At 72.2% G+C, this 25,889-nt stretch carries 24 protein-coding genes and 1 tRNA gene; 3 read left to right on the forward strand and 22 right to left on the reverse strand.

The features are described 5' to 3' along the window. Positions 1–61 precede the first annotated feature (61 nt). Both ABZ272_RS06300 and ABZ272_RS06305 read right to left on the reverse strand, forming a co-directional pair. Complete coding sequence (locus ABZ272_RS06300) at positions 62–877, reverse strand: Bax inhibitor-1/YccA family protein (protein ID WP_355048834.1); 816 nt, start codon at positions 875–877, stop codon at positions 62–64. Positions 878–984: 107 nt separating this feature from the next. Further along, positions 985–1,068, reverse strand: a tRNA-Leu gene (locus ABZ272_RS06305). 101 nt (positions 1,069–1,169) lie between these two features. On the opposite strand from ABZ272_RS06305, the gene ABZ272_RS06310 reads away from it, so the two are divergent. Further along, positions 1,170–3,011 (forward strand): hypothetical protein, encoded by a 1,842-nt coding sequence (locus ABZ272_RS06310; RefSeq protein WP_355048835.1) that lies wholly within the window; start codon positions 1,170–1,172, stop codon positions 3,009–3,011. Between the two features lie 90 nt (positions 3,012–3,101). Here the strand turns inward: ABZ272_RS06310 and ABZ272_RS06315 are convergent, their stop codons facing one another. From ABZ272_RS06315 to ABZ272_RS06365, 11 genes are all read right to left on the reverse strand, one after another. Then, a complete protein-coding gene (locus ABZ272_RS06315) occupies positions 3,102–4,433 on the reverse strand; it encodes an NAD(P)/FAD-dependent oxidoreductase (protein ID WP_355048836.1) in 1,332 nt (443 codons plus the stop codon). 103 nt (positions 4,434–4,536) lie between these two features. Beyond that, entirely contained in the window at positions 4,537–5,097 is a 561-nt protein-coding gene (locus ABZ272_RS06320) for a hypothetical protein (RefSeq protein WP_355048837.1), read from the reverse strand. Between the two features lie 114 nt (positions 5,098–5,211). After that, on the reverse strand, positions 5,212–6,642 hold the full coding sequence (locus ABZ272_RS06325; protein WP_355048838.1) for a DUF58 domain-containing protein: 1,431 nt from the start codon (positions 6,640–6,642) through the stop codon (positions 5,212–5,214). Next, positions 6,642–7,649, reverse strand: coding sequence for a MoxR family ATPase (locus tag ABZ272_RS06330; protein ID WP_355048839.1), 1,008 nt, complete (start codon positions 7,647–7,649; stop codon positions 6,642–6,644). The genes ABZ272_RS06325 and ABZ272_RS06330 overlap by 1 nt, the downstream gene beginning before the upstream one ends. Next, positions 7,649–8,233, reverse strand: coding sequence for a hypothetical protein (locus ABZ272_RS06335; RefSeq protein WP_355048840.1), 585 nt, complete (start codon positions 8,231–8,233; stop codon positions 7,649–7,651). Before ABZ272_RS06335 ends, ABZ272_RS06330 begins: the two co-directional genes overlap by 1 nt. Beyond that, positions 8,230–9,033, reverse strand: a complete 804-nt coding sequence (locus tag ABZ272_RS06340) for a DUF4129 domain-containing protein (RefSeq protein WP_355048841.1) — start codon at positions 9,031–9,033, stop codon at positions 8,230–8,232. Before ABZ272_RS06340 ends, ABZ272_RS06335 begins: the two co-directional genes overlap by 4 nt. Positions 9,034–9,053: 20 nt before the next feature. Continuing rightward, positions 9,054–9,794 carry a uracil-DNA glycosylase gene (locus ABZ272_RS06345; protein ID WP_355048842.1) on the reverse strand — a complete coding sequence of 247 codons (741 nt, stop codon included), beginning with the start codon at positions 9,792–9,794 and terminating at the stop codon, positions 9,054–9,056. Beyond that, a complete protein-coding gene (locus ABZ272_RS06350) occupies positions 9,787–10,470 on the reverse strand; it encodes a dienelactone hydrolase family protein (protein WP_355048843.1) in 684 nt (227 codons plus the stop codon). Before ABZ272_RS06350 ends, ABZ272_RS06345 begins: the two co-directional genes overlap by 8 nt. Positions 10,471–10,671: 201 nt before the next feature. Continuing rightward, a complete protein-coding gene (locus ABZ272_RS06355) occupies positions 10,672–11,199 on the reverse strand; it encodes a hypothetical protein (protein WP_355048844.1) in 528 nt (175 codons plus the stop codon). A 131-nt stretch (positions 11,200–11,330) separates the two neighbouring features. Beyond that, a complete protein-coding gene (locus tag ABZ272_RS06360) occupies positions 11,331–12,323 on the reverse strand; it encodes a hypothetical protein (protein ID WP_355048845.1) in 993 nt (330 codons plus the stop codon). Next, positions 12,320–12,652 carry a PadR family transcriptional regulator gene (locus ABZ272_RS06365; RefSeq protein ID WP_007455685.1) on the reverse strand — a complete coding sequence of 111 codons (333 nt, stop codon included), beginning with the start codon at positions 12,650–12,652 and terminating at the stop codon, positions 12,320–12,322. The genes ABZ272_RS06360 and ABZ272_RS06365 overlap by 4 nt, the downstream gene beginning before the upstream one ends. Positions 12,653–13,239: 587 nt before the next feature. On the opposite strand from ABZ272_RS06365, the gene ABZ272_RS06370 reads away from it, so the two are divergent. Next, complete coding sequence (locus tag ABZ272_RS06370) at positions 13,240–13,431, forward strand: hypothetical protein (protein ID WP_355048846.1); 192 nt, start codon at positions 13,240–13,242, stop codon at positions 13,429–13,431. Between the two features lie 97 nt (positions 13,432–13,528). Here the strand turns inward: ABZ272_RS06370 and ABZ272_RS06375 are convergent, their stop codons facing one another. From ABZ272_RS06375 to eno, 5 genes are all read right to left on the reverse strand, one after another. Beyond that, positions 13,529–14,455 carry a Ppx/GppA phosphatase family protein gene (locus ABZ272_RS06375; protein WP_355049305.1) on the reverse strand — a complete coding sequence of 309 codons (927 nt, stop codon included), beginning with the start codon at positions 14,453–14,455 and terminating at the stop codon, positions 13,529–13,531. A 53-nt stretch (positions 14,456–14,508) separates the two neighbouring features. Beyond that, positions 14,509–15,030: an amino-acid N-acetyltransferase gene (locus tag ABZ272_RS06380; protein ID WP_355048847.1), complete on the reverse strand. Its 522-nt coding sequence runs from the start codon at positions 15,028–15,030 to the stop codon at positions 14,509–14,511. Then, positions 15,027–15,584 carry a DUF501 domain-containing protein gene (locus tag ABZ272_RS06385; protein WP_355048848.1) on the reverse strand — a complete coding sequence of 186 codons (558 nt, stop codon included), beginning with the start codon at positions 15,582–15,584 and terminating at the stop codon, positions 15,027–15,029. Before ABZ272_RS06385 ends, ABZ272_RS06380 begins: the two co-directional genes overlap by 4 nt. Positions 15,585–15,618: 34 nt before the next feature. Continuing rightward, positions 15,619–16,260: a septum formation initiator family protein gene (locus ABZ272_RS06390; RefSeq protein ID WP_355048849.1), complete on the reverse strand. Its 642-nt coding sequence runs from the start codon at positions 16,258–16,260 to the stop codon at positions 15,619–15,621. An 80-nt stretch (positions 16,261–16,340) separates the two neighbouring features. After that, positions 16,341–17,624 (reverse strand): phosphopyruvate hydratase, encoded by a 1,284-nt coding sequence (eno, locus tag ABZ272_RS06395; RefSeq protein WP_355048850.1) that lies wholly within the window; start codon positions 17,622–17,624, stop codon positions 16,341–16,343. A 213-nt stretch (positions 17,625–17,837) separates the two neighbouring features. On the opposite strand from eno, the gene ABZ272_RS06400 reads away from it, so the two are divergent. Next, positions 17,838–18,530, forward strand: coding sequence for a hypothetical protein (locus ABZ272_RS06400; protein ID WP_355048851.1), 693 nt, complete (start codon positions 17,838–17,840; stop codon positions 18,528–18,530). Between the two features lie 68 nt (positions 18,531–18,598). On the opposite strand, the gene ABZ272_RS06405 is transcribed toward ABZ272_RS06400, so the two are convergent. The 4 genes from ABZ272_RS06405 to mfd all read right to left on the reverse strand — a co-directional run bounded on the left by ABZ272_RS06405 (position 18,599) and on the right by mfd (position 25,837). Next, positions 18,599–20,218, reverse strand: a complete 1,620-nt coding sequence (locus ABZ272_RS06405; protein ID WP_355048852.1) for a DUF885 domain-containing protein — start codon at positions 20,216–20,218, stop codon at positions 18,599–18,601. 90 nt (positions 20,219–20,308) lie between these two features. Continuing rightward, the gene (locus ABZ272_RS06410) at positions 20,309–21,280 is read right to left on the reverse strand and encodes a nucleoside triphosphate pyrophosphohydrolase (RefSeq protein ID WP_355048853.1); all 972 of its coding nucleotides are present in this window, start codon (positions 21,278–21,280) and stop codon (positions 20,309–20,311) included. Positions 21,281–21,282: 2 nt separating this feature from the next. Then, positions 21,283–22,047 carry a hypothetical protein gene (locus ABZ272_RS06415; RefSeq protein WP_355048854.1) on the reverse strand — a complete coding sequence of 255 codons (765 nt, stop codon included), beginning with the start codon at positions 22,045–22,047 and terminating at the stop codon, positions 21,283–21,285. A gap of 115 nt (positions 22,048–22,162) precedes the next feature. Beyond that, on the reverse strand, positions 22,163–25,837 hold the full coding sequence (gene mfd, locus ABZ272_RS06420; RefSeq protein ID WP_355048855.1) for a transcription-repair coupling factor: 3,675 nt from the start codon (positions 25,835–25,837) through the stop codon (positions 22,163–22,165). Between the last annotated feature and the right edge of the window lie 52 nt (positions 25,838–25,889).

Here is a 25,889-nt window from a genome sequence, read left to right on the forward strand (position 1 = left end):
GACGACGGCGCCCGCCCCCGCAGGAAGCGGGAGCGGGCGCCGGTCAGCGGGGCGGACGAGGTCAGTCGTCGCCCTGGAAGTAGCTCAACAGGCGCAGGATCTCGATGTAGAGCCAGACCAGGCTGACCAGGATGCCGAACGCGGCGACCCAGGAGTAGCGCTGGGGCAGGCCCATCCGGACGCCGTCCTCGATCTCCTTGAAGCTGAGCACGAAGCTCAGCGACGCGACCACGATGCAGACGAGGCTGAAGCCGATCGCGAGCGGGCTGCCGTCACGCAGACCCGTGTTGACGCCGAACAGCGCCAGCACCAGGTTGATCAGCATCACCGCGGCGAGGCCGATGATGGCCGTCGACACGATCTTCACGAACATCGGGGTGGCCCGGATGATCTTCGCCTTGTAGACCATCGTCATCACGAAGAAGATGCCGAAGCTCGCCACGGCGGCCTGGAGCACGATGCCGTCGTAGAAGGTCTCGAACGCCTTGCTGACCATGCCGACGAAGACGCCCTCGACCACCGCGTACGCGATGACCAGCGCCGGGTTGGCCATCCGGGAGAACGAGATGATCAAGCCCAGGACCAGGCCGACGACTGCCGCGGCGCCCCAGGCGAGACCGAGAAGCGCGTCGGGCACGAGCACCCAGGCGGCCGCGGCGGTGATGCCGAGGATGCCGAGCAGGGCGACCGTCTTGACGACCACGTCGTCGACGGTCATCGGCGCCACGGCGGGCGGCGCGGCCGGGTAGCCGGTCTGGGACGGGTACTGCTGCGGAATGCCGGGCTGTCCGTACGGCCCGGTCGGTGCGTACCCGGCGGAGCGCTCCCGCTCGGCCGCCTGGCCGAGCCGGGCGAGCACCGGGTTCGAGGTCTTCACTTTCTGGCCTCCCTCAGGGGGTCGTTTGCACGTGAACGTGCCCCCCAAGAGTAAACTGCCCGGCCCACTCCTGGTGATCACGAATGGGAACGCGAGGCCGTGGCGGATGGTGCCCGGGGCGGGGGTCGAACCCGCACGCCTTTCGGCAGCCGCTTTTAAGGCGGCCGTGTCTGCCGTTCCACCACCCGGGCGGGTGGCACCCGCGCGTCGACACGCACGGTGCAGTGTCACCGTAGCCGGTCTGCGGCGACCCGGCGTACCCCGTCGGCTTGGCCACATTAGGGTCGATGCCGTGAGCAGCGCAGCCCCCACGGCCCCCGATGCCGCCCCTGACCAGGCGGTCCGCCTCGCCGATCCGGTCGAGCGCGCGAGCGGGGCCGTACGGCTGCGCACGGCCGTCCGCCACCACCGGACTGATCTACTGGTCGCCCTCGCCTGGATGGCGCTGGCCGGCTGGCTGACCCACGGGCTGTGGCCCGACCCGGGTGGGCGCACCTTGGCGCTCAACCCCGAGGACCAGACGCTCTACGAATGGTTCCTGGCCGTCGACGCACGGGCGCTGCTCGGTGACTTCCACCTGCTCACCGACCGGCTCAACGCTCCGGACGGCGTCAACCTGATGGCCAACACCACGATCATCGCGCTCGGTGTGCTCTGCGCCCCGGTCACCCTGCTGTTCGGTGCGCCCACCTCCTTCGCGCTGCTCGCCGCCGCCAACCTGGCCGGCACCGCCCTCGCCTGGTACCTGCTGTTCCAGCGGACGATGCGCGTCCGCCGGCTCGCCGCCGCGGTCGGCGGAGGTCTGTGCGGCTTCGGTCCCGGCATGGTCTCGCAGACCAACAGCCACCTGCACATGACGGCGCAGTGGCTGGTGCCGGTGATCGTCTGGCTGGTGGTACGGCTGCTGCGGGCGTCCGACCCCGGCGAGGGTCGCGGCCGGCCCGCCGGCCCGGACCGACGGCGGATGATCAGCTCCGCGGCCGGGCTGGCGGTCGCCGTGACCGCACAGGTCTTCATCGGCGAGGAGGTGCTCTTCCTCAGCGCCGTCACGCTGCTGGTGATGGCGATCGCGTACGCCCTCACGGACCGGAACCTCACCCGGAGAGCGCTGCCCGGGTTCGCGGGCGGACTGGCGATCGCCGCTGGTCTGGCGATGCTGGTGCTCGGCTACCCGCTGTGGTTCCAGTTCGCCGGACCGCAGGGTGTCGCCGACGGGATGTTCAGCCCGGCCTACTTCTCGGCCGACCTGAGCAGCTGGTGGGCGGTCTCACCGCTGTCGGTGGCCGGCAGCGACCAGGCGTCGCGCCTCACCACCGGCCCGGCCGAGTACAACACCTTCCTCGGCTGGCCGCTGCTGCTCGTCACCGCCGTCTGCGCGATCTGGGCCGGGCGACGTCGGCTGGTCCTGGCGTGTGTGGCGGCGGCCCTCGTGATGGGCGCTCTCTCGCTCGGCCCGGAGGTGGTGCTCGGCGGCACCCGCACCGCGCTGCCCGGCCCGTACGCCCTGCTGGCCGGCCTGCCGGTGGTGGACGGCGCGTTGCCGATGCGGTTCGGGCTGGCACTGCTGCCGATCGTCGCGACGGTGCTGACCCTCGCCGTCGACCGGGCACTGGGCAGCACCGGGCGGGCGCGTCGGCTGGTGCCGCTGGCCGTCGTCGCGGCTCTCCTGCCGATCTTCCCGACCCCGCTGCCGACCGCCGGGCGGCCCGCTCTGCCGGAGTTCGTCACCGGCGGACACTGGCGGCAGTGCGTCGAGCCCGGTGGTGTGCTGGTCCCGGTGCCGCTGCCCACCCCCAAGGAGCCGTGGCCGATGCGCTGGGCGGCCGCCGCCGACGCCGGCTTCGGCCTGCCCGAGGGGTTCTTCATCGGCCCCTACGGGCGCGGTGGCACCGCCGCCATGGGGACCTTCAAGCAGCCCACCTCGGCTCTGCTGGCCGACGTCGCCCGCCGCGGCGACCAACCGGCCATCGGTGACGAGCAGCGCCGGCAGGCCGCGAAGGACGCGGACTTCTGGGGCGCGTCCTGCGTGGCACTGACCGACGACGCCCCGCACGCAGCGAGCCTGAAGGCCACCCTGGAACAGCTCTACGGCCCGGCGACCAGAATCGCCGACGCCTGGACCTGGAAGGTCTGACGCCGCCGGGTTCAACTCACGTCAGGCAGGCGTTAGGAAGGGCCCCTTCTTATCGAAAACGATAAGAAGGGGCCCTTCCTAACGGCTGGGTCAGACGCGCGGAGCGCCGACCGGCTGGGAGGCCTCGACGAACTCCTCGCGCGGGTCGTGCAACTGGCCCAGCGCGACCACCTCACGCTTGAGGAAGAACGCCAGCGACCAGTCCACCACGACCCGGACCTTGCGGTTGAACGAGGGGATCCGGCTCATGTGGTACGTCCGGTGCATGAACCAGGCCGGCCAACCCGTCATCTTGATGCCGTACACCTGGGCGACGCCCTTGTGCAGGCCGAGGCTGGCCACGCTGCCGGCGTGCTTGTGCTTGTAGTCGACCGGCTCGCGACCCCGGATCACCGCGACGATGTTGTCGGCCATCCGCGCCGCCTGACGCACCGCGTGCTGCGCGCTCGGCGAGCAGAAGTTGCCCGGCTCCTTGGTCAGGTCCGGCACGGCGGCGCAGTCACCCGCGCTCCACGCGCCGTCGATCACCCGGTCACCGTCGACCACCTGAAGGGTGGGGATGCAGGTGACCCGCCGGCGATCGTCGCGCGGGAAGTCCGTCGCGTCCAGCATCGGCGACGGCTTCACACCCGCCGTCCACACGATCGTGTCGGACCGGAAGCTGTCCCCGTCGGAGAGCTTCACTACCCCGTCGACACAGGACTCCAGGCGGGTGTCCAGCCGGATGTCCATGTTGCGCTTCGTGAGCTGCTGCACCGTGTAGGCGCCCATGTCCCGGTCGACCTCGGGCAGCACCCGCTGGGTCGCCTCGACGAGCACCCAGCGCATGTCCTCCGGCTTCAGCTCCGGGTAGTAGCGCAGGGCGTCCCGAGCCATGTCCTCCATCTCGGCGAGCGCCTCGATGCCGGCGTACCCACCGCCGACGAACGTGAAGGTCAACGCCGAACGGCGGACCTCCGCGTCCGGGGTCGCGGCCGCGATGTCCAGCCGGTCCAGCACGTGGTTGCGGAGGTAGATCGCCTCGCCGATCGTCTTGAACCCGATGCCCTGCTCGTGCAGGCCCGGAATCGGCAGCGTCCGGGACACCGAGCCCGGGGCCACGATCACGTGGTCGTACGCGATCTCCCGGGCCGGGCCGGCGATCGGCTGCACGGTCGCCACCTTGCGGTCGTGCTCGACCCGCGTGACAGTTCCCGCCACCACCGTGCACCGGCGCAGCTCACGGCGCAGCGGCACCACGGCGTGCCGGGGGGAGATGTTCCCCGCCGCGGCCTCGGGGAGGAACGGCTGATAGGTCATGTGGGGCTGGGGGTCCACGACGATGACCTCAGCCTCACGGGAGCTGAGCTTCTTCGACAGGCGCAGGGCGGCGTAGAGACCGACGTGCCCGGCACCCACCACAAGGATCCGCTTCGGATTCACGTCGTCTATCTTTCCCCGCCCTGCTCAGGTAATCCCGCTCGCGCCCCCCATCTGTGACGGAACACAACCCCTGTGACCTGCGTAACCCTCTTGCATCACGGGTTCACCGACGTCGCAGCAGCCAACCCAGCAACGCGGCGACACCCACCGCCACCAGCAACCCGAGCACGGTGACCCACTGGTGACCGGTCTCGCCACCAAGACCCGCCACCCGCAACAGCAGCACCCCCAGCACGGCCGTACCCAAGAGCACCGCGGCCACCCGCGACAACCACCGGGTGATCAGTCCCGCGTCCACCACCCCGTCGTACGGCAGCAGCGCCGCCAGCGCGCACAGGGAGTGCCCCAGGTACAGCAGCGCGGCGACGGCGAGCAACCGCCACAACGCCACCGGCCGGCCGTACCCGTCGGTCGCGAGCAGCCAGCCACCAGCCATCACCAGCGCCGCGAACGTCGGCCACAACCGGCGCGGACCCACGGCCGGCAGCAGCGCGGCCACCGCCAGGAACAGCAGCGGCCGACCGGTCAACACCTCGGCGGGAAACGCCACCGCGAAACCGGCCAGCGTCGTGACGAAGATGGCGACCCGCACCAGCAGTGGTACGGCGCTGATCCGGGTCACGGCGTCCTGAACAGCCCGAACCCGCTCCCCGATCGCACTCATCGTGCTCCTGTCGTTCGCGACTGCGGGGCTCGCAAACCCGGCTCACTCCTCGCGCTCACCGTGCTCCTGTCGTTCGCGACTGCGGGGCTCGCAAACCCGGCTCACTCCTCGCGCTCACCGGCCACCGACCCGCGGGGCCGTCGCCAGCCGGGCCACGTCCCGCAGCACCTGGTCCAGGCTGCCCGCGCCGGCCCAGCGCACCACCGGCACGCCGTGCTCCCGGAGCTGCCCGATCATCGTCTCCCGGTCCAGTCGCCACAGGCGGTACGCCACCTCGGCCCACCCCCGGTCCTTCGGCGGAGTCAGGTCGGCCGGCAACGTGTCGACCGCCACCACGAACCGGCCGGCGCGCGCCAGCCGTGCCAGCATCTGCGCCGACCGTTCGTCCAGCAGCGGGGTGAGGACCACCACCAACGCGTCCGAGGAGAGCAGCTGCGGGCCGAAGACCTGGTCGTACGGCTCGTGCTGGGCCGCGTCGGCGCGTACGTCGAGCAGCCATTCCAGCACCGTCAGGTACTGCCGGCGGCCGGCGGCGGGCCGCAGTCGGCGGGCGCCCGGCCCGTACTCCAGCAACGACACCCGGTCGCCCCGGTGCAGGTAGTGCTCGGCGATCGCGGCGGTGGCCCGCACGGTGGTGTCCAGTACGGACGCGGCGCCGTCCACACCGCCGGAACGGCCCGCCTCGGCGAGCACGTCGAGCAGCACCACCACCTCGGCGTCACGGTCCGACAGCGTCGCCGCCACGTGCAACTGCCGAGCGCGCAGCGACACCCGCCAGTCGACGCGGCGGAGTCGGTCGCCCGGGGCGAAGACCCGCACTCCGGCCAGCTCACCGCCCTCTCCCGGACGGCGGGAGTGGTGTGCGCCCACCAGACCGGCGGCGCGGGGCATCGCCTCCACCGCCTCGAACGGCTCGGTACGCGGGTAGACCCGCACCCCGACCGGTTCGGTGATCACCGCCCGGGACACCAGCAGGCCACCCGCCGCGGCGACCCGCGCCCCGGCCGGGCCGACGGGGTGCCGACCCCACCGCAGAGCCCGCCCGGCCAGTTCCAGGTCCACCGCCGCGCCGCTGGGCACCGAGGTCACGAACGGCCGGTCGGCGGCCGAACGTCCCCGGCCGGAGGCGGGCGAGGTGGCGGTGGCCGGCGGCGCGGCGACGGGTTCGACACCGGCGAAACCGGCACGGGCGATCCGCAGCCACGGCGAGACCCGCGACCGCACCACCACGAGGTCGTAGTCGACCGTGTCCGGGTTGCCGACACTCACCGCCGCCGACACCTCGCCGCCCTCGACCAGCGGTCCGTCCTCGGCACTGGTGATCCAGACCTGCGGCAGCGCGGTGGGCCGGCGACGCAGCGCGTACGCGGTGCCCAGCGCGATCGGCGCCGCCAGCACGACGAGGTCGACCCGGCCGAGCAGCACCCCCGCCACCAGCAACAGGCCGGCGAGCAGCACGGCGCGGCCGAGCGCGGGGGTGGGCGCCCAGCCGGCGCTCGACTCCGGCTCGGTGGATCGCGGCGCGGACGCGGTCGGACCGGTCATCAGTGCCGGGGCCCGCCGGCGGCGTAGCTGGGCAGGGCGCCGCTGGCCGGAGCCGGCGTCCCCTCCAACACCTCTCCGACCACGAACGCCGGGTCGACGCGGCGCAGCCACATCTCGGGGCGCAGGGTGATCCGGTGGGCCAGCGCGGGGGCGGCGACCGCCTTGACGTCCTCCGGCACCACGTAGTCCCGGCCGTCGAACACCGCGCGTACCCGGGACAGCAGCAGCAACGCCAACGAGCCGCGCGGCGAGGCGCCGACCAGCACCGACGGGTGTTCCCGGGTGGCCGCCGTGAGCGCCACGATGTACCGGCCGATCGAGTCCTCCACCACCACGTCCTCCAGGGCGGCCTGCATGGCCCGCAGGGTGGCGGCGTCCACCACCGGTTTGATGTCCGCCTCCTCGCGGCGGCGGCCCATCCGGCGGCGCAGCACCTCCCACTCCTCCTCCTGGTGGGGGTAGCCGAACGAGACCCGCAGCAGGAACCGGTCGAGCTGCGCCTCGGGCAGCGGATAGGTGCCCTCGTACTCGATGGGGTTGGCGGTCGCCAGCACGTGGAACGGCTCGTCCAGCTTGTACGTGACGCCCTCGACCGAGACCTGCTTTTCCTGCATGGCCTCGAGCAGCGCGGACTGGGTCTTCGGCGGTGTCCGGTTGATCTCGTCGGCGAGGAGCAGGTTGGTGAAGACCGGCCCGGCCCGGAAGGTGAAGTCGCCGTTGCGCTGGTCGTAGAGGAAGGAGCCGGTGACGTCGGCGGGGAGCAGGTCGGGGGTGAACTGGAGGCGGCGGAAGTCCAGCCCGAGCGCCTGCGCGAAGGAGCGCGCGGTGAGCGTCTTGCCGAGGCCGGGCAGATCCTCCAGGAGCACGTGCCCACCCGCCAGGATCCCGGCGAGGACCAGCTCCAACGCGTCGCGCTTGCCGACCACGACGGTACCGACCGCGTCCAGGACGGCCCGCGCCAGGCGACCCACCTCGGTGGCGGGCATGCTCCGGTCCACGTCGTTCATCAGATCTTCTCCAGTTCGGCGACGATCACCGCGAGATCGCGCGGCGACGGGGGGCGTCGGGGCGGGGTTTCCAGGAACGTCCACAGCCGGTCGCCCAGCAGGGCGCGGGCCCGGACCGGATCCGACTCACGGGTCACGGAGTGCTTCAGGCGAAGCCGCTCGTCGGCCAGTTCCGCGAGCCGGGGCAGGATCACCCCGGTGAAGCGTTCGGGTCGGGTGGTGGACCAGTCCAGCGGCAATTCCCAGCCGTTGATCGCGGCGCGCAGCGCGTCCCGGGCACCCCAGTTCCAGGTGCCGTCGTCATCCTGGGCGAGCCGGGTACGGGACCTCGCCGCGGGTGGCGGGGCGAGCGCGGCGGCGACCCGGCGTACCGCGGACACGGCGAACACCCCGGCGATCAGGATCGCCAGGGAGATCTGCAGGCCGACCGCCCGGAGACCGACGACGAGTACGGCGACCAGGGCCGCGTTGCCGAGAAGGGCCCGGAACACCCGCCCGGCCCGGCCACCGGGCCGCCCGTCGTCGTGCCTCGGCCGCTCCTCCTCGAAGGTGAGCAGGTCGTCGATGCTGGCGCTGCCGCTCATGCCGGCACCCCGGGCGGGCCAGTCGTGACGATGGTGAGTTCGCCACGCAACCGCCGTAGCGCGGCACGGGCCTGGTCGCGGGTGCCCGCACCGACCTCACGCGTGGCGTACCGGGCCTCGCGGTAGACGTGCGCGAACTCGGCGAGCACGTCGGCGCTGACGATCGCCGGGACACCTGTCGACTCGTCGCCCCGCAGCAACCGGGTGACCAGGTCGGTCGGTGTGTCGCCGAGATGCCGGGGCACACCGGCGGCGGAGGCGGCCTCCTCCAGGCGTACCCAGCAGGCGATGACCGCGACCCGGGGATCGGTGGACTGGTCGTCCAGCTCCACCAGGCCGGCGTCCAGGGCGGCGACCACCTCGCGGGCCGTGCCCTCGGCCGTACGCCGGGCCCGCTGCGCCGGTAGGGCCCGCGAGGTGCGGCGCAGCGCGCCACGGAGCAGGATCCAGGTGAGGTAGCCGAGCACGGCGAGGATCGCCAGCCCGAGCAGGACCATCGCCACGGTCGCGATCCACTGCGGGATGTGCGCCTCGGTGGCCTCGCCGGCGTCCCTCGGTTCGACGGGGATCGACGGCGACGGCACGTCCGTCGGATATTCCGGTACCCACGGCACGTTCTCGGCGGCCGGCGGGATCCGGCTCGCGCCGATCGACGAGTGGGCGGACGCGAGCGCGGCCGCCGCGAGCAGGGCCGCCACCACACCCACCGGCCACCAACGGCGTAGCAGGCCGAGCACCGGACGGACCACACCCGACGCGGCGGGCGGCGACGGCGCGGGCGGGCGTGTTCCGGTCGTCATCGCCACCACCCCACGCGTCCTCAGTCCACTTCGGCCAGCTGCTTGGCCCGGCCGAAGACGTCGTCCAACATCCCCGGTGTCAGCCGCCCGGTGAAGGTGTTCTGCTGGCTGACGTGGTAGCAACCGAGCAACTCCGGCACGGCCGCGCCGGACCAGTGTGCCCCATGGCCGAACGCGGGTCGCGGGCTGGGCGGGCGCTGCCCGTACACGTGGCGGAGCACCGGCCACCACGCGGCCCAGGCGAACGCGCCCAGCGCGACCACGACGCGCAGGGTGGGTCGGATCAGCGTGACCTCACGGTGCAGCCAGGGCGCGCAGGTGTCCCGTTCGTCCGGGGTGGGCTTGTTGTCCGGCGGCGCGCAGCGGACGGCCGAGAAGATCCGGGTGTCCCGCAGGGTGAGCCCGTCGTCGGCGGCGACGCTGGTCGGCTGGTTGGCCAGTCCGGCCCGGTGCAGGGCCGCGAAGAGCACGTCGCCCGAGCGGTCGCCGGTGAAGATCCGGCCCGTGCGGTTGCCGCCGTGCGCGGCGGGCGCGAGGCCCAGGATGGCGATGCGCGCGTCGCCGGGCCCGAATCCGGGCACCGGGCGACCCCAGTACTCCTGGTCGCGGAAGGCGGCCCGCCGGGTGCGGGCCACCTCCTCCCGCCATCCGACCAGTCGGGGGCAGGCGAAACAGTCGCTGACCGCCGCGTCGAGATCGGCCAGGTCCGCCGCCCGTTCGGCACGGGCGACGACCTGATCGGGGGTACGGGACTCAGCCAAGCTTGGCCCGGAAGAGTTCGAGGGTGCGCGCCCACGCGCTGGCGGCGGCGCGCTGGTCAAACGCCTCCGGCCGGTCGTCGTCGAAGAACCCGTGCGAGGTGCCCGGGTAGTCGTAGAGCTGGCAGGTGCCGCCGGCCTCCTCGACGGCCCGACGTACGGCCTGCACGCCCTCGTCGGTGGAGGTGCCGTCCTGATCGGAGCAGTGGACGATGGCCGCCTTGCCGGCGTAGTCGACCCAGTCGGAACGCATCGACTCCCACGACAGGGCGGGATAGAAGCCCGCGGTGGCCACGATCCGCTCGGAGCGGGTCGCCGACCTGAGAGCCAGGCTGCCACCGGCGCCGAACCCGACCGCGCCGACCTTGCCGGTGACCTCGGGACGCCCGGCGAGGTAGTCGGCGGCGTCCGCGACGTCCTTCGCCGCCTCGGCCACCCGCGTCGCCAACTCGTGCTGCGCCTCGGCCGCCTGGCTGGTCTCCGTGTCGTGCCGGAAGTTCGGGACGAGGGCGACGAAGCCGGCCTCGGCGAACCGGTCCGCGACCGACCGGATGTGCGGGACCAGGCCCCACGACTCCTGCAGGACGATGACGGCGGGGCTGGCCGTGCCGCTCGCGGGTATCGCGAGATACCCCTCGCTCGTGCCCCCGTTGCTGCGGTAGCTCACCATGTCGCCCATCGGCCGTCCTCCTAGCGGTCAGTCATCGTTGGCTGGTCGCCCAGTGGTCCTACGTGCCGGTAGCCTGCCACGCCGTGACCCCGGCCGGGAAGACGTCGGAACAGTGGCATTCACCTCCCGTTCGCCGGCTGGTGACCGCGGGTACGCCGACGGCGGCGGGGAATGTTCCCCGCCGCCGTCATCGGTGCTTCAGGCGTGTTATCAGGCCTTCTTGGTCAGGCAGAGGACGTAGCCCTTCTTGCCCGACTCGATGCTGTAGAAGACGTACCCCTCCTCGCCTTCCTTGAAGAACTCGTTGCAGGTGGTCTCGGACTTGGCCTGCGTCTCGGTCTGCCCGTCGAGCCGACCGACCACGTTGTACGCGGCGTCGGTGGAGGTGCACTCGACGACCTTGGCGCCGTCGACCTCCTCCTCCTTGTCGCCCTTGATCTCGGGCAGCTCGGCGATGCAGTCGCCGGCCTTCGCGTCGGCGGTCTCGTCCTTGTTCAGGAAGCTGCCGATGGCCGCGCCGAGGCCGAACTTCAGGCCGGCGATGACGAGGAAGATGACGATCGCGCCGATGATGCCGAGCGCCTTCTTCCCACCGGACTTACCCTCCGGCTCGGCCGGCGGCGGCGTCTCGACGGCCGGCTGGGCCGGCGTGCCGACGGCCGGCTGGGCCGGCGTCTCGGCGGCCGGCTGGGCCGGCGCTTCGTCGGACGCGGGGGGCGGTGCGACCTGCTCTGACACGGGGGTTCCTTCCGAGGGATGAATGAGCAGACGACACCGTAACGATCATTGATTTCCGGTGCCGTCCCGCTCGCCTCGTCCGTTCAGCTATTTCCCAGCATCGTGTGCATGATCTGGTTCACATCGCCCTCTCAGCTCGTCCGGGTCGGAGTCGGGGTCGGCTCGTCACTCGACGTCGCGCTCGGACTCGCCGTCGGCGTCGCCACGGTCGGTGACTCGCTTGCCGACGGCGTGCTGGTCGGCACCGCTGGCGCCCCGGGCATGTCCGGGCCCCGGGGCGGCCCGAAGGGCGCCCGGTCGGGGCAGTACGGGTACGGCCGCAACAGCGGATTGTTGTACGCCTCGGCGGGGTCGAGACAGTCCGGGTAGCCGAGCCGGATGGGGTTGCCGTTCTCGTCGAAGAGGCGGGCGTTCTCCACCAGCCGACCGTCGCTGTCGTAGACGAAGACGTCCCGGATCCGGTCGTACGGGTTGTCCACCGAGGTCGGGTTGTAGCCGTAGTCGCCGTACCGCATCCGGTCCTCCGCCTGCACGAGGGCGGACAGCGCGAAGACGACCAGCACCGCGCTGCCGACCTGCACCGCCGAGCGCGGCCAGCGGGTGAGCTGGGCCGAACGGCGGCCGAGCCAGATCGAGGCGAGCACGAAGCCCACCAGCATGATCAGACCGGCGAGCAACTCCCCACCGAAGCGGGGCAGCACCCCGAAGCTGCCGCCGGTGCTGATCACCGTGAGCAGCATGGCCGCCAGGTAGCCGCGCAGCACCCACCAGCCGGGGCGCAGCAGACGGAGGAAGTCGCTCGCCGTCGCGTACCCCAGGGGTGGGCCGAGCCGGGAGTCGATCGCGCGCAGGCGGCTGCGGACCCGGACCACGGCGGCGGCGACCCGGTGGTCCAGGTTGCGACCGCCGCCGACACCGACGCCGGCAGCGGCGCGCAGCTCGGCGGCGTACGTCTCCGGCTCACCCAGTCGCTCGACGAGGGTGCCCTCACCCTCGGCAGCGACCTCGGTGAGGTGGTCGGCGAGGTCCTCGGTCAGCTCGGTGCGCCGGTCGGGCGGCACGTCGGCCAGGGCGGCGCGGACCCGCGCCACGTAGTCGGTGATCTCCTGCTCCGTGACGGTCATGCCGCCAGCCCCCGATCGTCGAGCAGCGTGTCCATGGTGGTGGCGAACGAGCGCCAGAGCTTGCCGGAGCGGGTCAACTGGTCACGCCCGGCGGCGTTGAGCGAGTAGTACTTGCGGTGCGGGCCGGTCTCGCTCGGCACGACGTACGTGGTGAGCAGGCCGGCGGCGAAGAGACGACGCAGCGTGCCGTAGACCGAGGCGTCGCCGATCTCCTCCAGGCCGGCTTCGCGGAGCCGGCGCAGGATGTCGTAGCCGTAACCGTCCTCCTCGCGCAGGACGGCCAGGACGGCCAGATCGAGCACGCCCTTCAACAACTGTGTGGTGTCCACGCACTGCACACTAGTGTGCAATGCGAAGTAGCGTCAACGACTCGCCGATACCAGGGGTGACGATCGACTCCGGGTCGCCGACGTGGGGGCATCCGGCCAGCAGGTCACCGCGACATCGACGATGTGGAGTGGATCATCGAGGGGACGGGGGTTCGTCATGGCCTGCGGGATCAGCGGTACGACGCGCAAGGCTCGTCGGGTCAGACTCGGACCCCCTCGCGGTCCAGCTCACGAATCTGGCGAACAGGTCGGCCGGGGATGGCGCGGGGTTCGGATTGAGCTTGATCAGATCCGCGGTGGCCTCGAACAACAGGCCAGCCATGTAGACACTCAGGCCGACCCGGTCACGGCGGTACTCGATGCTCAACGACAAACGCGCGGGCTGACACGGCCAGGCGGCCGCGCAGACGCGGCACAACCAGAGGGGCCGCATCGGCAGGTGCGGGCGCACCGCCCGACGCTGGCGATCGCGATCAGGGGAAACGTTAGGTGTCGCCATCCCTCGATCGTGCTACTTCCGTATACGATCGTCAACCCCGATCGCTGTTAGCGATCGTCCGACTATCGCTGGTACCTACCGTCAACCCATGGGCGAGTTCGTGGGAATCGCGGAGATACGAGACATGCTCGGCGGCGTTTCGCGCGCTCGGGCTTCCGTGGTCGCCTCCCGGCGCGACTTCCCCGCACCCCACCAGGTGTTGCGGATGGGTCAGATCTGGCGACGCACCGACGTCGAAGAGTGGATTCGGCAGCACCGGCCGGACCTGGCGACGGACTGAGCCTTAGATCAACACGAGATCGCTGATATCGGGGTGTCCAGGTGGCCCGGATACCGCGATATCGGCGATGTCGGTGTCGATCAGGGTCGGGCGCGGCCTACCGGAGGCTCCAGGCGATGCCGTCGAGGATGTCGTGCTCGGACGCCACCACCGACGGCATGCCGGCCCGCTCCATGATCACGCGTAGCACCAGCGCCCCCGCGCCGATCACGTCGGCCCGCCCCGGGTGCATCACCGGGATCTCCAGCCGCTGCGCGCTGGTCCGCTCCAGCAGGTCCGCGGTCACCCGCGCGACCGCCTCGTACGACACCCGCGCGTGGTGGATGCGCTCCGGCTCGTACCCCCGCAGTCCCTCGGCGATGGCCACCACGGTGGTGACCGAACCGGCGAGGCCGACGAGGGTGGCCGCCTCGCGGCCGGGCACCGCCGCGAGCGCCCGGTCCACGACGGCGGCGATGTCGGCCTCCGCCGCCGCGACCTGCTCCGGCGTCGGCGGATCACCCGCCAGGTGCCGTTCGGTCATCCGGACGCAGCCGATGTCCACCGAGATCGCCGACCGCACACCGGCCCGGTCACCGACCACGAACTCGGTCGAGCCGCCGCCGATGTCGACGACGAGGAACGGCTCCTTCGCGTCGGCCGGCAGCCCGCGCACCGCGCCGGTGAACGACAGCCGGGCCTCCTCGTCGCCGCTCACCACCTCGGGCGCGACGCCGAGGGTCTGCCGCACCATCTCGGTGAAGTCGGCGGCGTTGGCGGCGTCCCGCGAGGCCGAGGTCGCGCACATCCGTACCCGCTGGGCGCCCAACTTCTCGATGTCGGCGGCGTACGACGCCAGCGCCACCCGGGTCCGCTCGATCGCCTCCGGCGCCAGCCGGCCCGTCCGGTCCACGCCCTGCCCCAGCCGGACGATCTCCATCCGCCGGGTCACGTCGACGAGCGGGGCCTGCGGCCCGGCCGACTCCTCCGGCAGGTCGGCGACCAGGAGTCGGATCGAGTTGGTCCCGCAGTCGATGGCCGCCACACGCGTCGTCACCCGGCAACCCTACGACAGCCCGCCACCGACGCCGGTGAGCACTACAACCGCAGCAGCATCCGGGTGTTGCCCAACGTGTTGGGCTTGACCCGCTCCAGGTCCAGGAATTCCGCGACGCCCTCGTCGTACGAGCGCAGCAGCTGCTCGTAGACCGGCTGCGGCACCGGCGCGCCGTCGATCTCGCGGAAACCGAACGAGCCGAAGAACCGGGTCTCGAAGGTCAGGACGAAGATCCGTGCGATGCCCAACTCGCGAGCCGCGTCGATCAGCTCGCGCACCAGCCGGTACCCGATCCGCTGGCCCCGGCAGGACGGATCCACGGCCACCGTACGGATCTCGGCCAGGTCCTCCCACATCACGTGCAGCGCCCCGCAGCCCACCACGACGCCGTCGTCGGCCCGGACCGCGACCCGGAACTCCTGCACGTCCTCGTACAGGGTCACGGTGGCCTTGCTGAGCAGGCGCCGGTCGTCGGTATACGTGTCGACCAGCCGGCGGATGCCCCGCACGTCCCGGGTGCGGGCCCGCCGCACCAGGATCTGCCCCTCGGCCTGTGTGGTCATTCGCTGTCGGGCAGGTCCACGCACGGTCCGGCCGTCCACCAGGGCTCGACCAGCGCCAACGTCTCGTCGCCGAGCGGGTTCACGCCGGGGCCGGCGCCCAGGGCGTGGCCGAGGTGCACGTGCAGGCACTTCACCCGGCCCGGCATTCCGCCGGCCGAGATGCCGGCGATCTCCGGAACCTCGCCGATCGCGTCCCGGCGGGCGAGGTAGTCCTCATGCGCCGCCCGGTAGTGGGCGGCCAGCTCCGGATCGGTCGCCAACCGGCCGGCCATCTCCTTCATCAGACCCGCCGACTCCAGCCGGCTGCACGCCGCGGTGGCCCGGGGGCAGGTCAGGTAGAACAGCGTCGGGAACGGGGTGCCGTCGGCGAGGCGGGGCGTCGTCTCCACCACGTCGGGCAGGCCGCACGGGCAGCGGTGGGCCACCGCCCGGGTGCCCCGGGGCGGGCGGCCGAGCTGCGCGGCCACCGCGGCCAGGTCGGCCTCGTTCGCCGGTTCCCGCTGCGGCAGGGGTACGGAATCCGCCGCCGGCTCCGACGGGGGTACGACAGTCACGGTGCTCGTCTCTCCTGGTGTGCTGGTCGGTGGGTCACTTGCCCGGCTGCTGGCTGTCCGCCGCGCGCACGCTCGACCAGAGGGTGTCGTACCAGGTCGAAGGCCCGGCCGTGGCACCCGAACCGGCGGGCTTGCCGGCGTCGCGGGCCGCGCCCTCGGCGTCGTTCATGACCACCATCATCTTCTCGCCCGGACGACCCATGAAGAACCGCTCCCGGGCCTGGGTGATCTTGTACTCGTCGTCCTGCCACTTGGCGGCCTCGGCCGCGAGCTTGGCGATCTCCTTCTCCTGCGCCGTCTGCGCGGCCTCCATCCGTTCGATGTCGGCCTGCTGGTCGAGGTAGACCCGCACCGGGTAGGTGTACGCCAGGGCGAGCGCGATCAGCACCGCGAACAGGACGGTGGCCCGGCCGGTGAAGCGACGGGGATGGGGTGCGGCGAGCCGCTTGACGGCACCGCCACCGGCGGCGGTACGCCGGGCGGCGGCCGGACGACTCGCGGACCGCCCGCCCTCGGCGCCCCGGACCGTGCCCGGGGCGCGACCGGCGGCACCGCGTGGTTCGGCGCGTACGCCGGCGTCCCGGAGCGACCCGCGGGTGGCCCGCCCGGCACCCGGCCGGCCGGCCTGACCCGGTCGGCGGGCGGGCCGTTGACCACCCGGTGTGCGGCGCTGCATCGTCACACCCCTCCCCCGAGGCTACGTCTGTCGCGTACGTGCGCCGGGAGGCCCCACGTGGGGCCTCCCGGCAACCACACTCAGGCCGAACGGTAACGCGGGAACGCACCCGCGCCCGCGTAGCGCGCCGCGTCGGCCAGCTCCTCCTCGATCCGGAGCAGCTGGTTGTACTTGGCGACCCGGTCCGAGCGGGCCGGAGCGCCGGTCTTGATCTGACCGCAGCCGGTGGCGACCGCCAGGTCGGCGATGGTGGTGTCCTCGGTCTCGCCGGAGCGGTGGCTCATCATGCACTTGAAGCCGGCCCGGTGGGCCAGGTCCACCGCGTCCAGGGTCTCGGTCAGCGAACCGATCTGGTTGACCTTCACGAGGACGGCGTTCGCGGCCTTCTCCGCGATGCCACGGGCGATGCGCTGCGGGTTGGTCACGAACAGGTCGTCACCGACGATCTGCACCCGGTCGCCGATCGACGCCGTCAGCGTCTGCCAGCCGGACCAGTCGTCCTCGGCCAGCGGGTCCTCGATCGACACGATCGGGTACTCGTCGGCGAGCTTGGTGTAGTAGGTGCTCATGTCCTCGGCGGACTTCGCCGCGCCCTCGAAGGTGTAGGTGCCGTTCTCGAAGAACTCGGTGGCCGCCACGTCGAGCGCGAACACGATGTCGGTGCCGAGCCGGTAGCCGGCCTTCTCGACCGCCTCGGCGATCAGGTCCAGGGCAGCCGCGTTGGTCGGCAGGTTCGGCGCGAAGCCACCCTCGTCACCGAGCCCGGTCGACAGGCCCTTCTTCTTGAGCACCGACTTCAGCGCGTGGTAGACCTCCGCGCCGGAGCGCAGCGCCTCGCGGAAGGTGGGCGCGCCGATCGGCGCGATCATGAACTCCTGGACGTCGACGTTGGAGTCGGCGTGCGCGCCACCGTTGAGGATGTTCATCATCGGCACCGGCAGCAGGTGCGCGTTCGGGCCGCCCAGGTAGCGGAAGAGGCTCAGCTCGGCGCTGCTGGCGGCGGCCTTCGCCACCGCGAGGGAGACCCCGAGGATGGCGTTCGCGCCCAGCTCCGACTTGCTGTCGGTGCCGTCGATGTCGAGCATCTTCTGGTCGATGAGCCGCTGCTCGCTGGCCTCGTAGCCGATGAGCTGGTCGACGATCTTGTCTTCGACGTTGGAGACCGCCTTCTCCACGCCCTTGCCCTGGTAACGGTCGGCGTCACCGTCGCGCAGCTCGATCGCCTCGAACGCGCCGGTGGAGGCGCCGGAGGGCACCGCGGCGCGGGCCACCGTGCCGTCGTCCAGGCCGATCTCGACCTCGACCGTCGGGTTGCCCCGCGAGTCGAGAATCTCCCGCGCGACGATTCCCTCGATGGTTGCCACTGAGTCGCTCCTCGTTGTTGTGATCCGGTCCGTGGGTGGGCCGCGACGGTGCGGCTGAGGCAGGTGTTGAACGCAGCGTATCGGGCGACGAGATCGGACACGGCGTCGCCCGCGCACCCGAGTCGCCCCGCAGTGACGGACATTCCCGTATTTCCGGGCGTCAACCGGCAACGGGTTTGCGCTGCGCCGACTAGATCCACCAGGCTGGTCGCCATGCCCGCCGCCACGACCACCCTCCGCATGCTCGCCGTGTCGGTCATCGCGTCGCTCACGGTGACCGGCTGTCAAACAGTCGAGGACGCCGGCAGCGCCATGGGTCGCTCGGATCTCGTCAACGACCTCGCCGCCCGCCTCGACCGGGCACTGGAGTTGACCTACACGGCCGACTACCAACTGCCCGGCGGCCAGACCGCCGCGATCGTCCAGGCGCAGGACCCGGCCCGCTCCGCCTACACCTACCCGGGTGGGCGGCTCACCGTCACCCCCGACGCCGTCACCCGCTGCACGGCGGCCGGCGGCCGGACGGTGTGCACGCTCGTCGCGCCACCCACCCCCGGCACCAAGCCCACCGTGGCGCTGTTCGACGAGGCGAACCAGCAGGGCCTCGTCACCCCACCCGTGGTGGTCGGCCTGCTGACCGCCGCCGCCCTCGACCCGCAGGCAGTGATCAAGCAGAGCGACACCACCGTCGCCGGGCACCACGCCGCCTGCGTCGAGGTGCAGCGCTCGGACGGCGACTTCAGTGCCTGCGTCACCACCGAGGGTGTGCTCGGCAGCTTCCTCGGCTCGGTCGACGGCAAACCGATGGAGCTGGCGTTGAGCGACTACTCCGAGTCGGTCGAGAAGGACGCGTTCGACCCGCCCGCCGGAGCAGGCGTCCTCGACAACCGCCCCGGCGGCTCCTGAACCCCGTACCCCCGGCTCCTGCGGGTTGTGCCGACGCGGCGGGTGACCGTCCGGCGGCCCGGCGCGCGTCAGACGCCGAGCAGGGCGCGCAGATGGCGCGGCGGCGGGCAGTCGTGGGCGAGCATCGCGTCGTGCCAGTCGCGCGCCGGCACGCCCTCCGGGCGGGCGGCGGCGATCTCGGCCACCTCGCTGTACCCGACGAAGTACGTGGAGAGCTGCGTCGAGGTGAGCAGGGACCGACGCCACTTGCCGGCGGCCTCGCCCTCCTCCTGGAAGCCACGACCGGTCATCAACGCCATGGCCTCGGCCTCGGGCAGCTCCTCGGCGTGCACCAACTGGTCGAGCAGCGCGTTGATGGTCATCCGGAGCTGCATCTTGAGCTGCTGCATCCGCACCGGCAGACCGCCGAAGCCGAGACCGGCCATCAGCTCCTCGGCGTACACGGCCCAGCCCTCGACGAACGGGCCGGAGCGGGCCAACGCCCGGACGCGCGTGCCGCCCACGTGACGCCGGGCGTGGGCGAGCTGGAGGAAGTGGCCGGGCATCGCCTCGTGCACGGTCAGGTTACGAACCATGTGATCGTTGTACTCACGGTAAAAGGAGTCGACACGCTGCGCCGACCAGTCCGCCGGGGTGGGCGCGATGCAGTAGAACGTCGGCACCGCCGCGGTCTCCAACGGGCCGGGCGAGTCGCAGTACGCCACCGCGACGCCCCGCGCGAACTCCGGCATCTCCTGGATCACGCACCGGTCGTCGACAAGGGTGACCAGGTCGTGCAGCCGGACGAAGTCGGTCGCCTCGTCCAGGGTCACACCGGCCAGCTCGACGATCGTCGAGTTGTCCGGGTGCTCGGCGGCGAGCAGGTCCAGCGCCCGGCGTACCGTCTCGTCGTCGGCCGGACCACCGACCAGCTCGACGGCCGCCGCGCGGATCTCCTCGGTGACCCGATCCAGGTTGGCCCAGGCCCGGCGCTGGATCTCGGCGGCGCCCAGCTCGGTGTCGAGGGTGTGCCAGAGCCGCGCCTCCCAGCGGCGGCGGCCCAGGCGCGGGTCGCGGCCCTGACCGCTGTCGGCGGCCAACCGAGTCCGCAGCCAGGCCACGAACTCGTCCAGCGCGGCGATCGCGTCGGTCGCCGCCGGCTCGACCCTCTCGAAGCCGCCCGGCGCCTGCGCGATCAGCCCCGGTAGCTCATCACGAATGAGCGCGGCCGTGCCGGTGAACTGCCCGACCGCCGTCTCCGCGTGGATCCGCGGCATGTCCCGCAGCGTGGCGCGTGCGGTGGCGAGAGCATCCGGTACGGCGGCGAGCCGGCCGGCGAGCTGCGTCAGGCGCACCTCGGCCGGGGCGTACGGGCGGGCCAGCAGGGGGTGCAACAGCGGGCCGGGGTTGTGGGCCAGCGGGTCCCACTCGTGCGACCGGATCTCGGTCAGCTCGAACAGCTCCCGATCGACGAAGGAGGTGAGCAGCGCGTGGTCGACCTGCTCGTCGACGTCCAGCGCGTCGGGGTCCAGTTCGGAGAGCGCGTTCGCCGCGTCGGTGAGCATCACCCGGTCGGCGGCCAACGCGTCGGCGGACAGATCCGGAAGCCGGTCGTCGTACCGGTGATCCCCGGCGGACGTGGCAACCCCCGGCCGCGCCTCCAGCAGTGCCTCGACAACCCGCTCGGCAAGAACCCCAAACTCCTCCACCCGCCAACCCTACCGACCACCCCGCACCCAGCCGTGTTGATCAAGAGGTTTGCGTCAGGATCCGGCCCGATCCTGACGCAAACTTCTTGATCAACCTCGCTCGGCGGCGCGGATGGTGGCGGCGTGGGCCAGGGTCGCGCGGCGGAGGGCTGCCTCGGGGTCGAGGTTGGCCTTGCGGGCTTCGGTAACCAAGGTCAGGAGGGTGGCGCCCAGGCGCTCCTCCTCGTCCGCCTCGGTTTCGGGAGGTGCCGGAGGGACGGTCAGGTTGGCGCGGGCGGCGCGGTCGAGGATCTGCGCGGCCAGGGCCAGCGCGGGCTGACTCAACGCCACCCCGTCGAGCACCGAGTCACGTGCCTTCTCGGCCCGCTTGATCCGCTCCCAGTTGGCGGTGATCTCCTCCAGCGTGCCCGCCTCCGCACCGGCGAAGACGTGCGGGTTGCGCCGGATCATCTTGTCGACCAGGCCGCCGGCCACGTCGTCGATGCTCCACCGCTCACCCTCGGGCAGCTCCTCGGCGAGCCGCGCGTGCAGCACCACCTGGAGCAGCACGTCGCCCAACTCCTCGCGGAGCGCGTCGGTGTCGTCGGCGCCGATCGCGTCGTACGCCTCGTAGCTCTCCTCCAGCAGGTAGCCGGCGAGGCTACGGTGCGTCTGCGCCCGCTTCCACGGGTCGCCGCCCGGCGAGGCCAGCCGGTCCAGCACCGCCACCGCGTCGAGCAGCCGCGCCCCCGGCGGATCCCACGAGCCGTACATCAGCTCCATCTCGGCGAGCCCCGGCTCCCGGGCCAGCCGCAGACCCAACTCCCGGGCCAGCGACTCGTCCCCGGCCGGTCCGGCCAGCCAGACCGCCGTACCGTGCGCCGCGACCGTGTCCAGCAGCGCCTGCGTGGCCGGGCCGGCCACGACGGTCACCTCGGCGCCCGCCTGCCGCACGGCCGTGGTCAACTCGCTCTCCGCGCCGGTCAGCACCGGATGCTCGCGTACGACGTCCCAGGCGGCCGAGGTCAGCAGACCGGCTGGCAGCCGGGGCGAGGTGACCAGCAGGACGATCCGCGCCGTCATGCTCAGCTTGCCGTGCCCTCGGCGTTCGGGTTGGGGCTGGACGGCGACGCGTCCGGGGTGGAGACGTCGGTGACCGTTCCGGAACCCGCCCCACCCAGCGGAATGCTCACCGCAGCGGTGTCCTCGGTGAAGCTGAGCAGCGGGAACTCCAGAGGACGGTACCGGGGGTTCACGGTGACGTCGTACCGCTCGGCCGCGTCGTTCAGGAGATGCTTGGTCGCCAGCGCACCCTGCAACTGCTCGCCGTTGAGCTGACCGGCGGCCTGCTCGTCGGTCACCTGGGGCTGAATCTTGCCGGATGCGCGTCCGGCGGCGATCACGTCGGCCATCTCCTGCGCGGTCGGTTCGACCGGCTCGGTCGGCAACCCGGACATGCAGGTCAACAACTTCGCCACCTCGCGCGCGTATCCGGTCTCCGGGTTGAGGCCGAGCTGCTGAGCGGCCTGGTCGGCCGTCGCCTGGCCGCGCGGCTGATAGTTCTTCTCGGCGGAGAGCCGCTCGCAAACCTTGGTCAGCACCATCGTCCGAACCACGTCGGCGGCCTCGGGCAGGGTCGGTTGCGGTGCAGCCGGCTGGCCACTGGCGGAGGGCTCGGCGCTCGGCGTCGGGTTCTTGGTCCGCAGGTCCTTGATCACGTCGGCGACCTGGAGCTCGGTGATCCGCTGGCCACCGACGTAAGCGGCGACACCAGGCTCGGCACGGCAACCTGAGAGGGCGACGAGGCCGAGCGCCACAGTGGCGACGGCGGCAAGACGGCGAGCACGCATAGCCGTCACTCTCTCACGCCGTCACCCGAGGTTGTGACGCCCCCCACCTCCGCTCGACGGCGACCAGGGACGGCGCCCGCGCGACACCGCCCCTGATCGAGGAGACACCACCGGCTCAGGTGGACGCACCCGCGGCGGCGAGCGGGGCGGGGGCGCCCAGGACGTCGGAGAGCAGTTGCGCGCACCATTCGAGCAGCGCCTGGTCGCGCAGCGGTTCGCCACCGATCCGCCGGGTGCTCGGCCGGGGCACGCTGACCTGGTCGGTGGCCAGCTTGTAGACCGCGTCCGGGTGGTAGCGCTTGAGCCGCAACTGCTTCGAGTCGGGCAGCGGCAGCGGACCGAACCGCACGTGCTTGCCCTGCACGGACACGTCGCTGAGGCCGTACCGCCGGGCCAGCAGGCGGAACCGCGCCACCGCCACCAGGTTCTGCACCGGGGCGGGCGGCTCGCCGTACCGGTCGGTCATCTCGGCGACGACCTCGCGCAGACGCTCCTCGTCGCGTGCCTCGGCGAGCTTGCGGTACATCTCCAGGCGCAGCCGTTCCACGCCCACGTAGTCGTGCGGCAGGTGCGCGTCGACCGGCAGGTCGATCTTGACGTCGGTCTCCTCCTCCTGCCGCTCGCCCTTGAACGCGGAGACCGCCTCGCCGACCATCCGCACGTACAGGTCGAAGCCCACGCCCTCGATGTGCCCGGACTGCTCGCCGCCGAGCAGGTTGCCCGCGCCGCGGATCTCCAGGTCCTTCATCGCGACGTACATGCCCGCGCCCAGCTCGGTGTGCTGCGCGATGGTCGCCAGCCGCTCGTGGGCGTGTTCGGTGAGCGGCTTCTCCGGCGGGTAGAGGAAGTACGCGTACGCCCGCTCCCGCCCCCGGCCGACCCGACCCCGGATCTGGTGCAGCTGGGCCAGGCCGAGCAGGTCGGCCCGCTCGACGATCAGGGTGTTGGCGTTCGGGATGTCGATGCCGGACTCCACGATGGTCGTACAGACCAGGACGTCGAACTCCTTCTCCCAGAAGCCGACCATGACCTTCTCCAGCGCCTCCTCGCCCATCTGCCCGTGCGCGACGGCGACCCGCGCCTCGGGCACCAGCTCGCGCAGCCGCCGCGCCGCCCGGTCGATCGACTCGACCCGGTTGTGCAGGTAGAAGACCTGCCCGTCGCGGAGCAGCTCACGGTGGATGGACGCGGCGACCTGCCGGTCGTCCTGCGCGCCCACGAAGGTGAGCACCGGGTGCCGCTCCTCCGGCGGGGTGGCGATGGTGGACATCTCCCGGATGCCGGTGATGGCCATCTCCAGGGTGCGCGGGATCGGGGTCGCCGACATGCTCAGCACGTCGACCGAGGCGCGCAGCGTCTTCAGGTGCTCCTTGTGCTCGACGCCGAACCGCTGTTCCTCGTCGACGATCACCAGCCCGAGCTGCTTGAACCGGGTGGCGGTCTGCAACAGCCGGTGCGTACCGATGACGATGTCCACGGTGCCGTCGGCGACCATCTCCAGCGTCCGCTCGGTCTCCTTGGCGGTCTGGAACCGGGAGAGCTGCCGGATCTGCACCGGGAACTGGCTCATCCGCTCGGCGAACGTGTTGTAGTGCTGCTGCACCAGCAGGGTCGTCGGTACGAGCACCGCCACCTGCTTGCCGTCCTGCACGGCCTTGAACGCCGCCCGCACCGCGATCTCGGTCTTGCCGTAGCCGACGTCGCCGCAGATCAGCCGGTCCATCGGGACGGTCTGCTCCATGTCCCGCTTGACCTCGTCGATCGCGGCGAGCTGGTCGGGCGTCTCCTGCCACGGGAAGGCGTCCTCCAACTCGCGCTGCCACGGGGTGTCCGGGCCGAACGAGTGGCCCTTGGACGCCTTACGCGCGGCGTAGAGCTGGATGAGCTGCGCGGCGATCTCCCGGACCGCCTTGCGGGCCCGGGCCTTGGACTTCTGCCAGTCCGAGCCGCCCATCTTGTGCAGGGCCGGCTGCTCGCCGCCCACGTAACGGGAGAGCTGGTCGAGCTGGTCGGTGGGGACGAACAGCCGGTCGCCGGGCTGCCCGCGCTTGCTGGCCGCGTACTCGATGACCAGGTATTCCCGGCTGGCGCCGTTGACGGTGCGCTGCACCAGCTCGACGTACCGACCGATGCCGTGCTGCTCGTGCACCACGTAGTCGCCCGCCTTGAGCTCCAGCGGGTCGATCGTGTTGCGCCGGCGGCTCGGCATCTTGCGCATGTCCCGCGTCGAGGTGCCCCGGCCACCGGTCACGTCGTTGCCGGTCAGCAGCACGAAACGGGACGCCTCGTCGACGAAGCCGCTGGTCAGCGCGCCGCAGGTGACGACCAGATCGCCGGGCGCGGGTGCGGTGGGCACCTCCTCGGTGAGCCGCGCGCCCAGGCCGGCGTCGCGCAGGACCTCCACGGCACGCTGGGCCGGGCCGTGCCCCTCGAAGACCAGCGCGATCGACCAGCCCTCGCCGGCCCAGCGCTTGAGGTCGTCGACGACCCGCGCGGTCTCGCCGTGGTAGAGCGGGGCGGGCTGGGCGGCGAGGGTCACCGCGATGGCGTCGTCCGGGGTGACGCTGGCCTGCTCGGGAGCGTCCTCCCAGGGCTGCCGCGCCTCGGCGGTCTCCGCCTCGACGAGGCCGAACGGGGACAGCGTCCACCAGGGCTGGCGGAGCGTTCCGGCGGTGGCGCGTACCTCGGCCAGGGTGCGGAAGGCGGCGGCGCCGACGTCCACCGGGGCCTGGCCGCCGACCGCGGCGGCGGCCCAGGAGGCCTGCAGAAACTCTTCAGAGGTACGCACCAGATCGTGCGCCCTCGTGCGAATGCGCTCCGGGTCGCACAGCAGGACGTGGGTGCCGGCCGGCATCGCGTCCAGCAGCAGCTCCAGCGAGTCGGGGCCGACCAGCACCGGGGCCAGCGACTCCATCCCCTCCACCGGGATGCCCTCGGCCAGCTTGTCCAGGATCTCGGCCAGCTCGGGGTGCTGCTCGGCGAGCGCGGCGGCCCGCTCACGCACCGCCGGGGTCAGCAGCAGCTCCCGGCAGGGCGGCGCCCACAGCAGTGGCACCTGCTCGATGGTGCGCTGGTCGGCGACCGCGAAGGTGCGGATCTCCTCCACCTCGTCGCCCCAGAACTCGACCCGGGACGGGTGCTCGTCGGTGGGCGGGAAGACATCCAGGATGCCGCCGCGCACCGCGAACTCGCCGCGCTTGGTGACCAGGTCGACCCGGGCGTACGCCATGTCGGTGAGTCGGCGGGCGACCTCCTCCAGGTCCGCTTCCTCGCCGGCCGCGAGCTGCACCGGTTCCAGGTCACCGAGGCCCTTGAGCTGCGGTTGCAGCAGCGACCGGACCGGGGCGACCACCACCCGCAGGGGGCCGGTGCGGCCGTGCGCGTCGGCCGACTCGGGGTGCGCGAGGCGGCGGAGCACGGCCAGCCGTCGGCCCACCGTGTCCGAGCGGGGGGAGAGCCGTTCGTGCGGCAGCGTCTCCCAGGAGGGGAAGACGACCACCTGCTCCGGCGGCAGCAGCCCGCCGAGCGCGGCGGCCAGGTCGTCGGCCTCGCGGGTGGTGGCGGTCACGGCCAGCACGGGTCGCCCGGCGCCGCCACCGCTGCCCGCGGCGGTGCTGCCGGGGCCGGCGTCGGTGGGGTCCGCGGCGACGGCCGCGACGGCGAACGGGCGCAGCGCGGCGGGAGCGGTGATGTCGAGGCCGTCGACCTGGGCGGCACCGGAGCGCGCCAGGTCACGCGCCCGGGCCAGCCCGGGATCGGCCAGGGCGGCGGAGAACAGACCGGTGAGCAAGGGAGTCCTTCCGAGGGAGTCGACGCACACGACGGCGGGCCCCTCGCCCAGC

The sequence above is a fragment of the Micromonospora sp. NPDC005979 genome (assembly GCF_040614415.1).
GTDB lineage: Bacteria > Actinomycetota > Actinomycetes > Mycobacteriales > Micromonosporaceae > Micromonospora.

Coding starts and splice junctions, on each gene's coding strand:
- ABZ272_RS06370 (WP_355048846.1), top strand. CDS start 13,240: ATGGGCGAGTTCGTGGGAATCGCGGAGATACGAGACATGCTCGGCGGC.
- ABZ272_RS06320 (WP_355048837.1), bottom strand. CDS start 5,097: ATGAGTGCGATCGGGGAGCGGGTTCGGGCTGTTCAGGACGCCGTGACC.
- ABZ272_RS06380 (WP_355048847.1), bottom strand. CDS start 15,030: ATGACCACACAGGCCGAGGGGCAGATCCTGGTGCGGCGGGCCCGCACC.
- ABZ272_RS06350 (WP_355048843.1), bottom strand. CDS start 10,470: ATGGGCGACATGGTGAGCTACCGCAGCAACGGGGGCACGAGCGAGGGG.
- ABZ272_RS06330 (WP_355048839.1), bottom strand. CDS start 7,649: ATGAACGACGTGGACCGGAGCATGCCCGCCACCGAGGTGGGTCGCCTG.
- ABZ272_RS06360 (WP_355048845.1), bottom strand. CDS start 12,323: ATGACCGTCACGGAGCAGGAGATCACCGACTACGTGGCGCGGGTCCGC.
- ABZ272_RS06390 (WP_355048849.1), bottom strand. CDS start 16,260: ATGCAGCGCCGCACACCGGGTGGTCAACGGCCCGCCCGCCGACCGGGT.
- ABZ272_RS06335 (WP_355048840.1), bottom strand. CDS start 8,233: ATGAGCGGCAGCGCCAGCATCGACGACCTGCTCACCTTCGAGGAGGAG.
- ABZ272_RS06400 (WP_355048851.1), top strand. CDS start 17,838: ATGCCCGCCGCCACGACCACCCTCCGCATGCTCGCCGTGTCGGTCATC.
- ABZ272_RS06410 (WP_355048853.1), bottom strand. CDS start 21,280: ATGACGGCGCGGATCGTCCTGCTGGTCACCTCGCCCCGGCTGCCAGCC.
- ABZ272_RS06325 (WP_355048838.1), bottom strand. CDS start 6,642: ATGACCGGTCCGACCGCGTCCGCGCCGCGATCCACCGAGCCGGAGTCG.
- ABZ272_RS06340 (WP_355048841.1), bottom strand. CDS start 9,033: ATGACGACCGGAACACGCCCGCCCGCGCCGTCGCCGCCCGCCGCGTCG.
- ABZ272_RS06415 (WP_355048854.1), bottom strand. CDS start 22,047: ATGCGTGCTCGCCGTCTTGCCGCCGTCGCCACTGTGGCGCTCGGCCTC.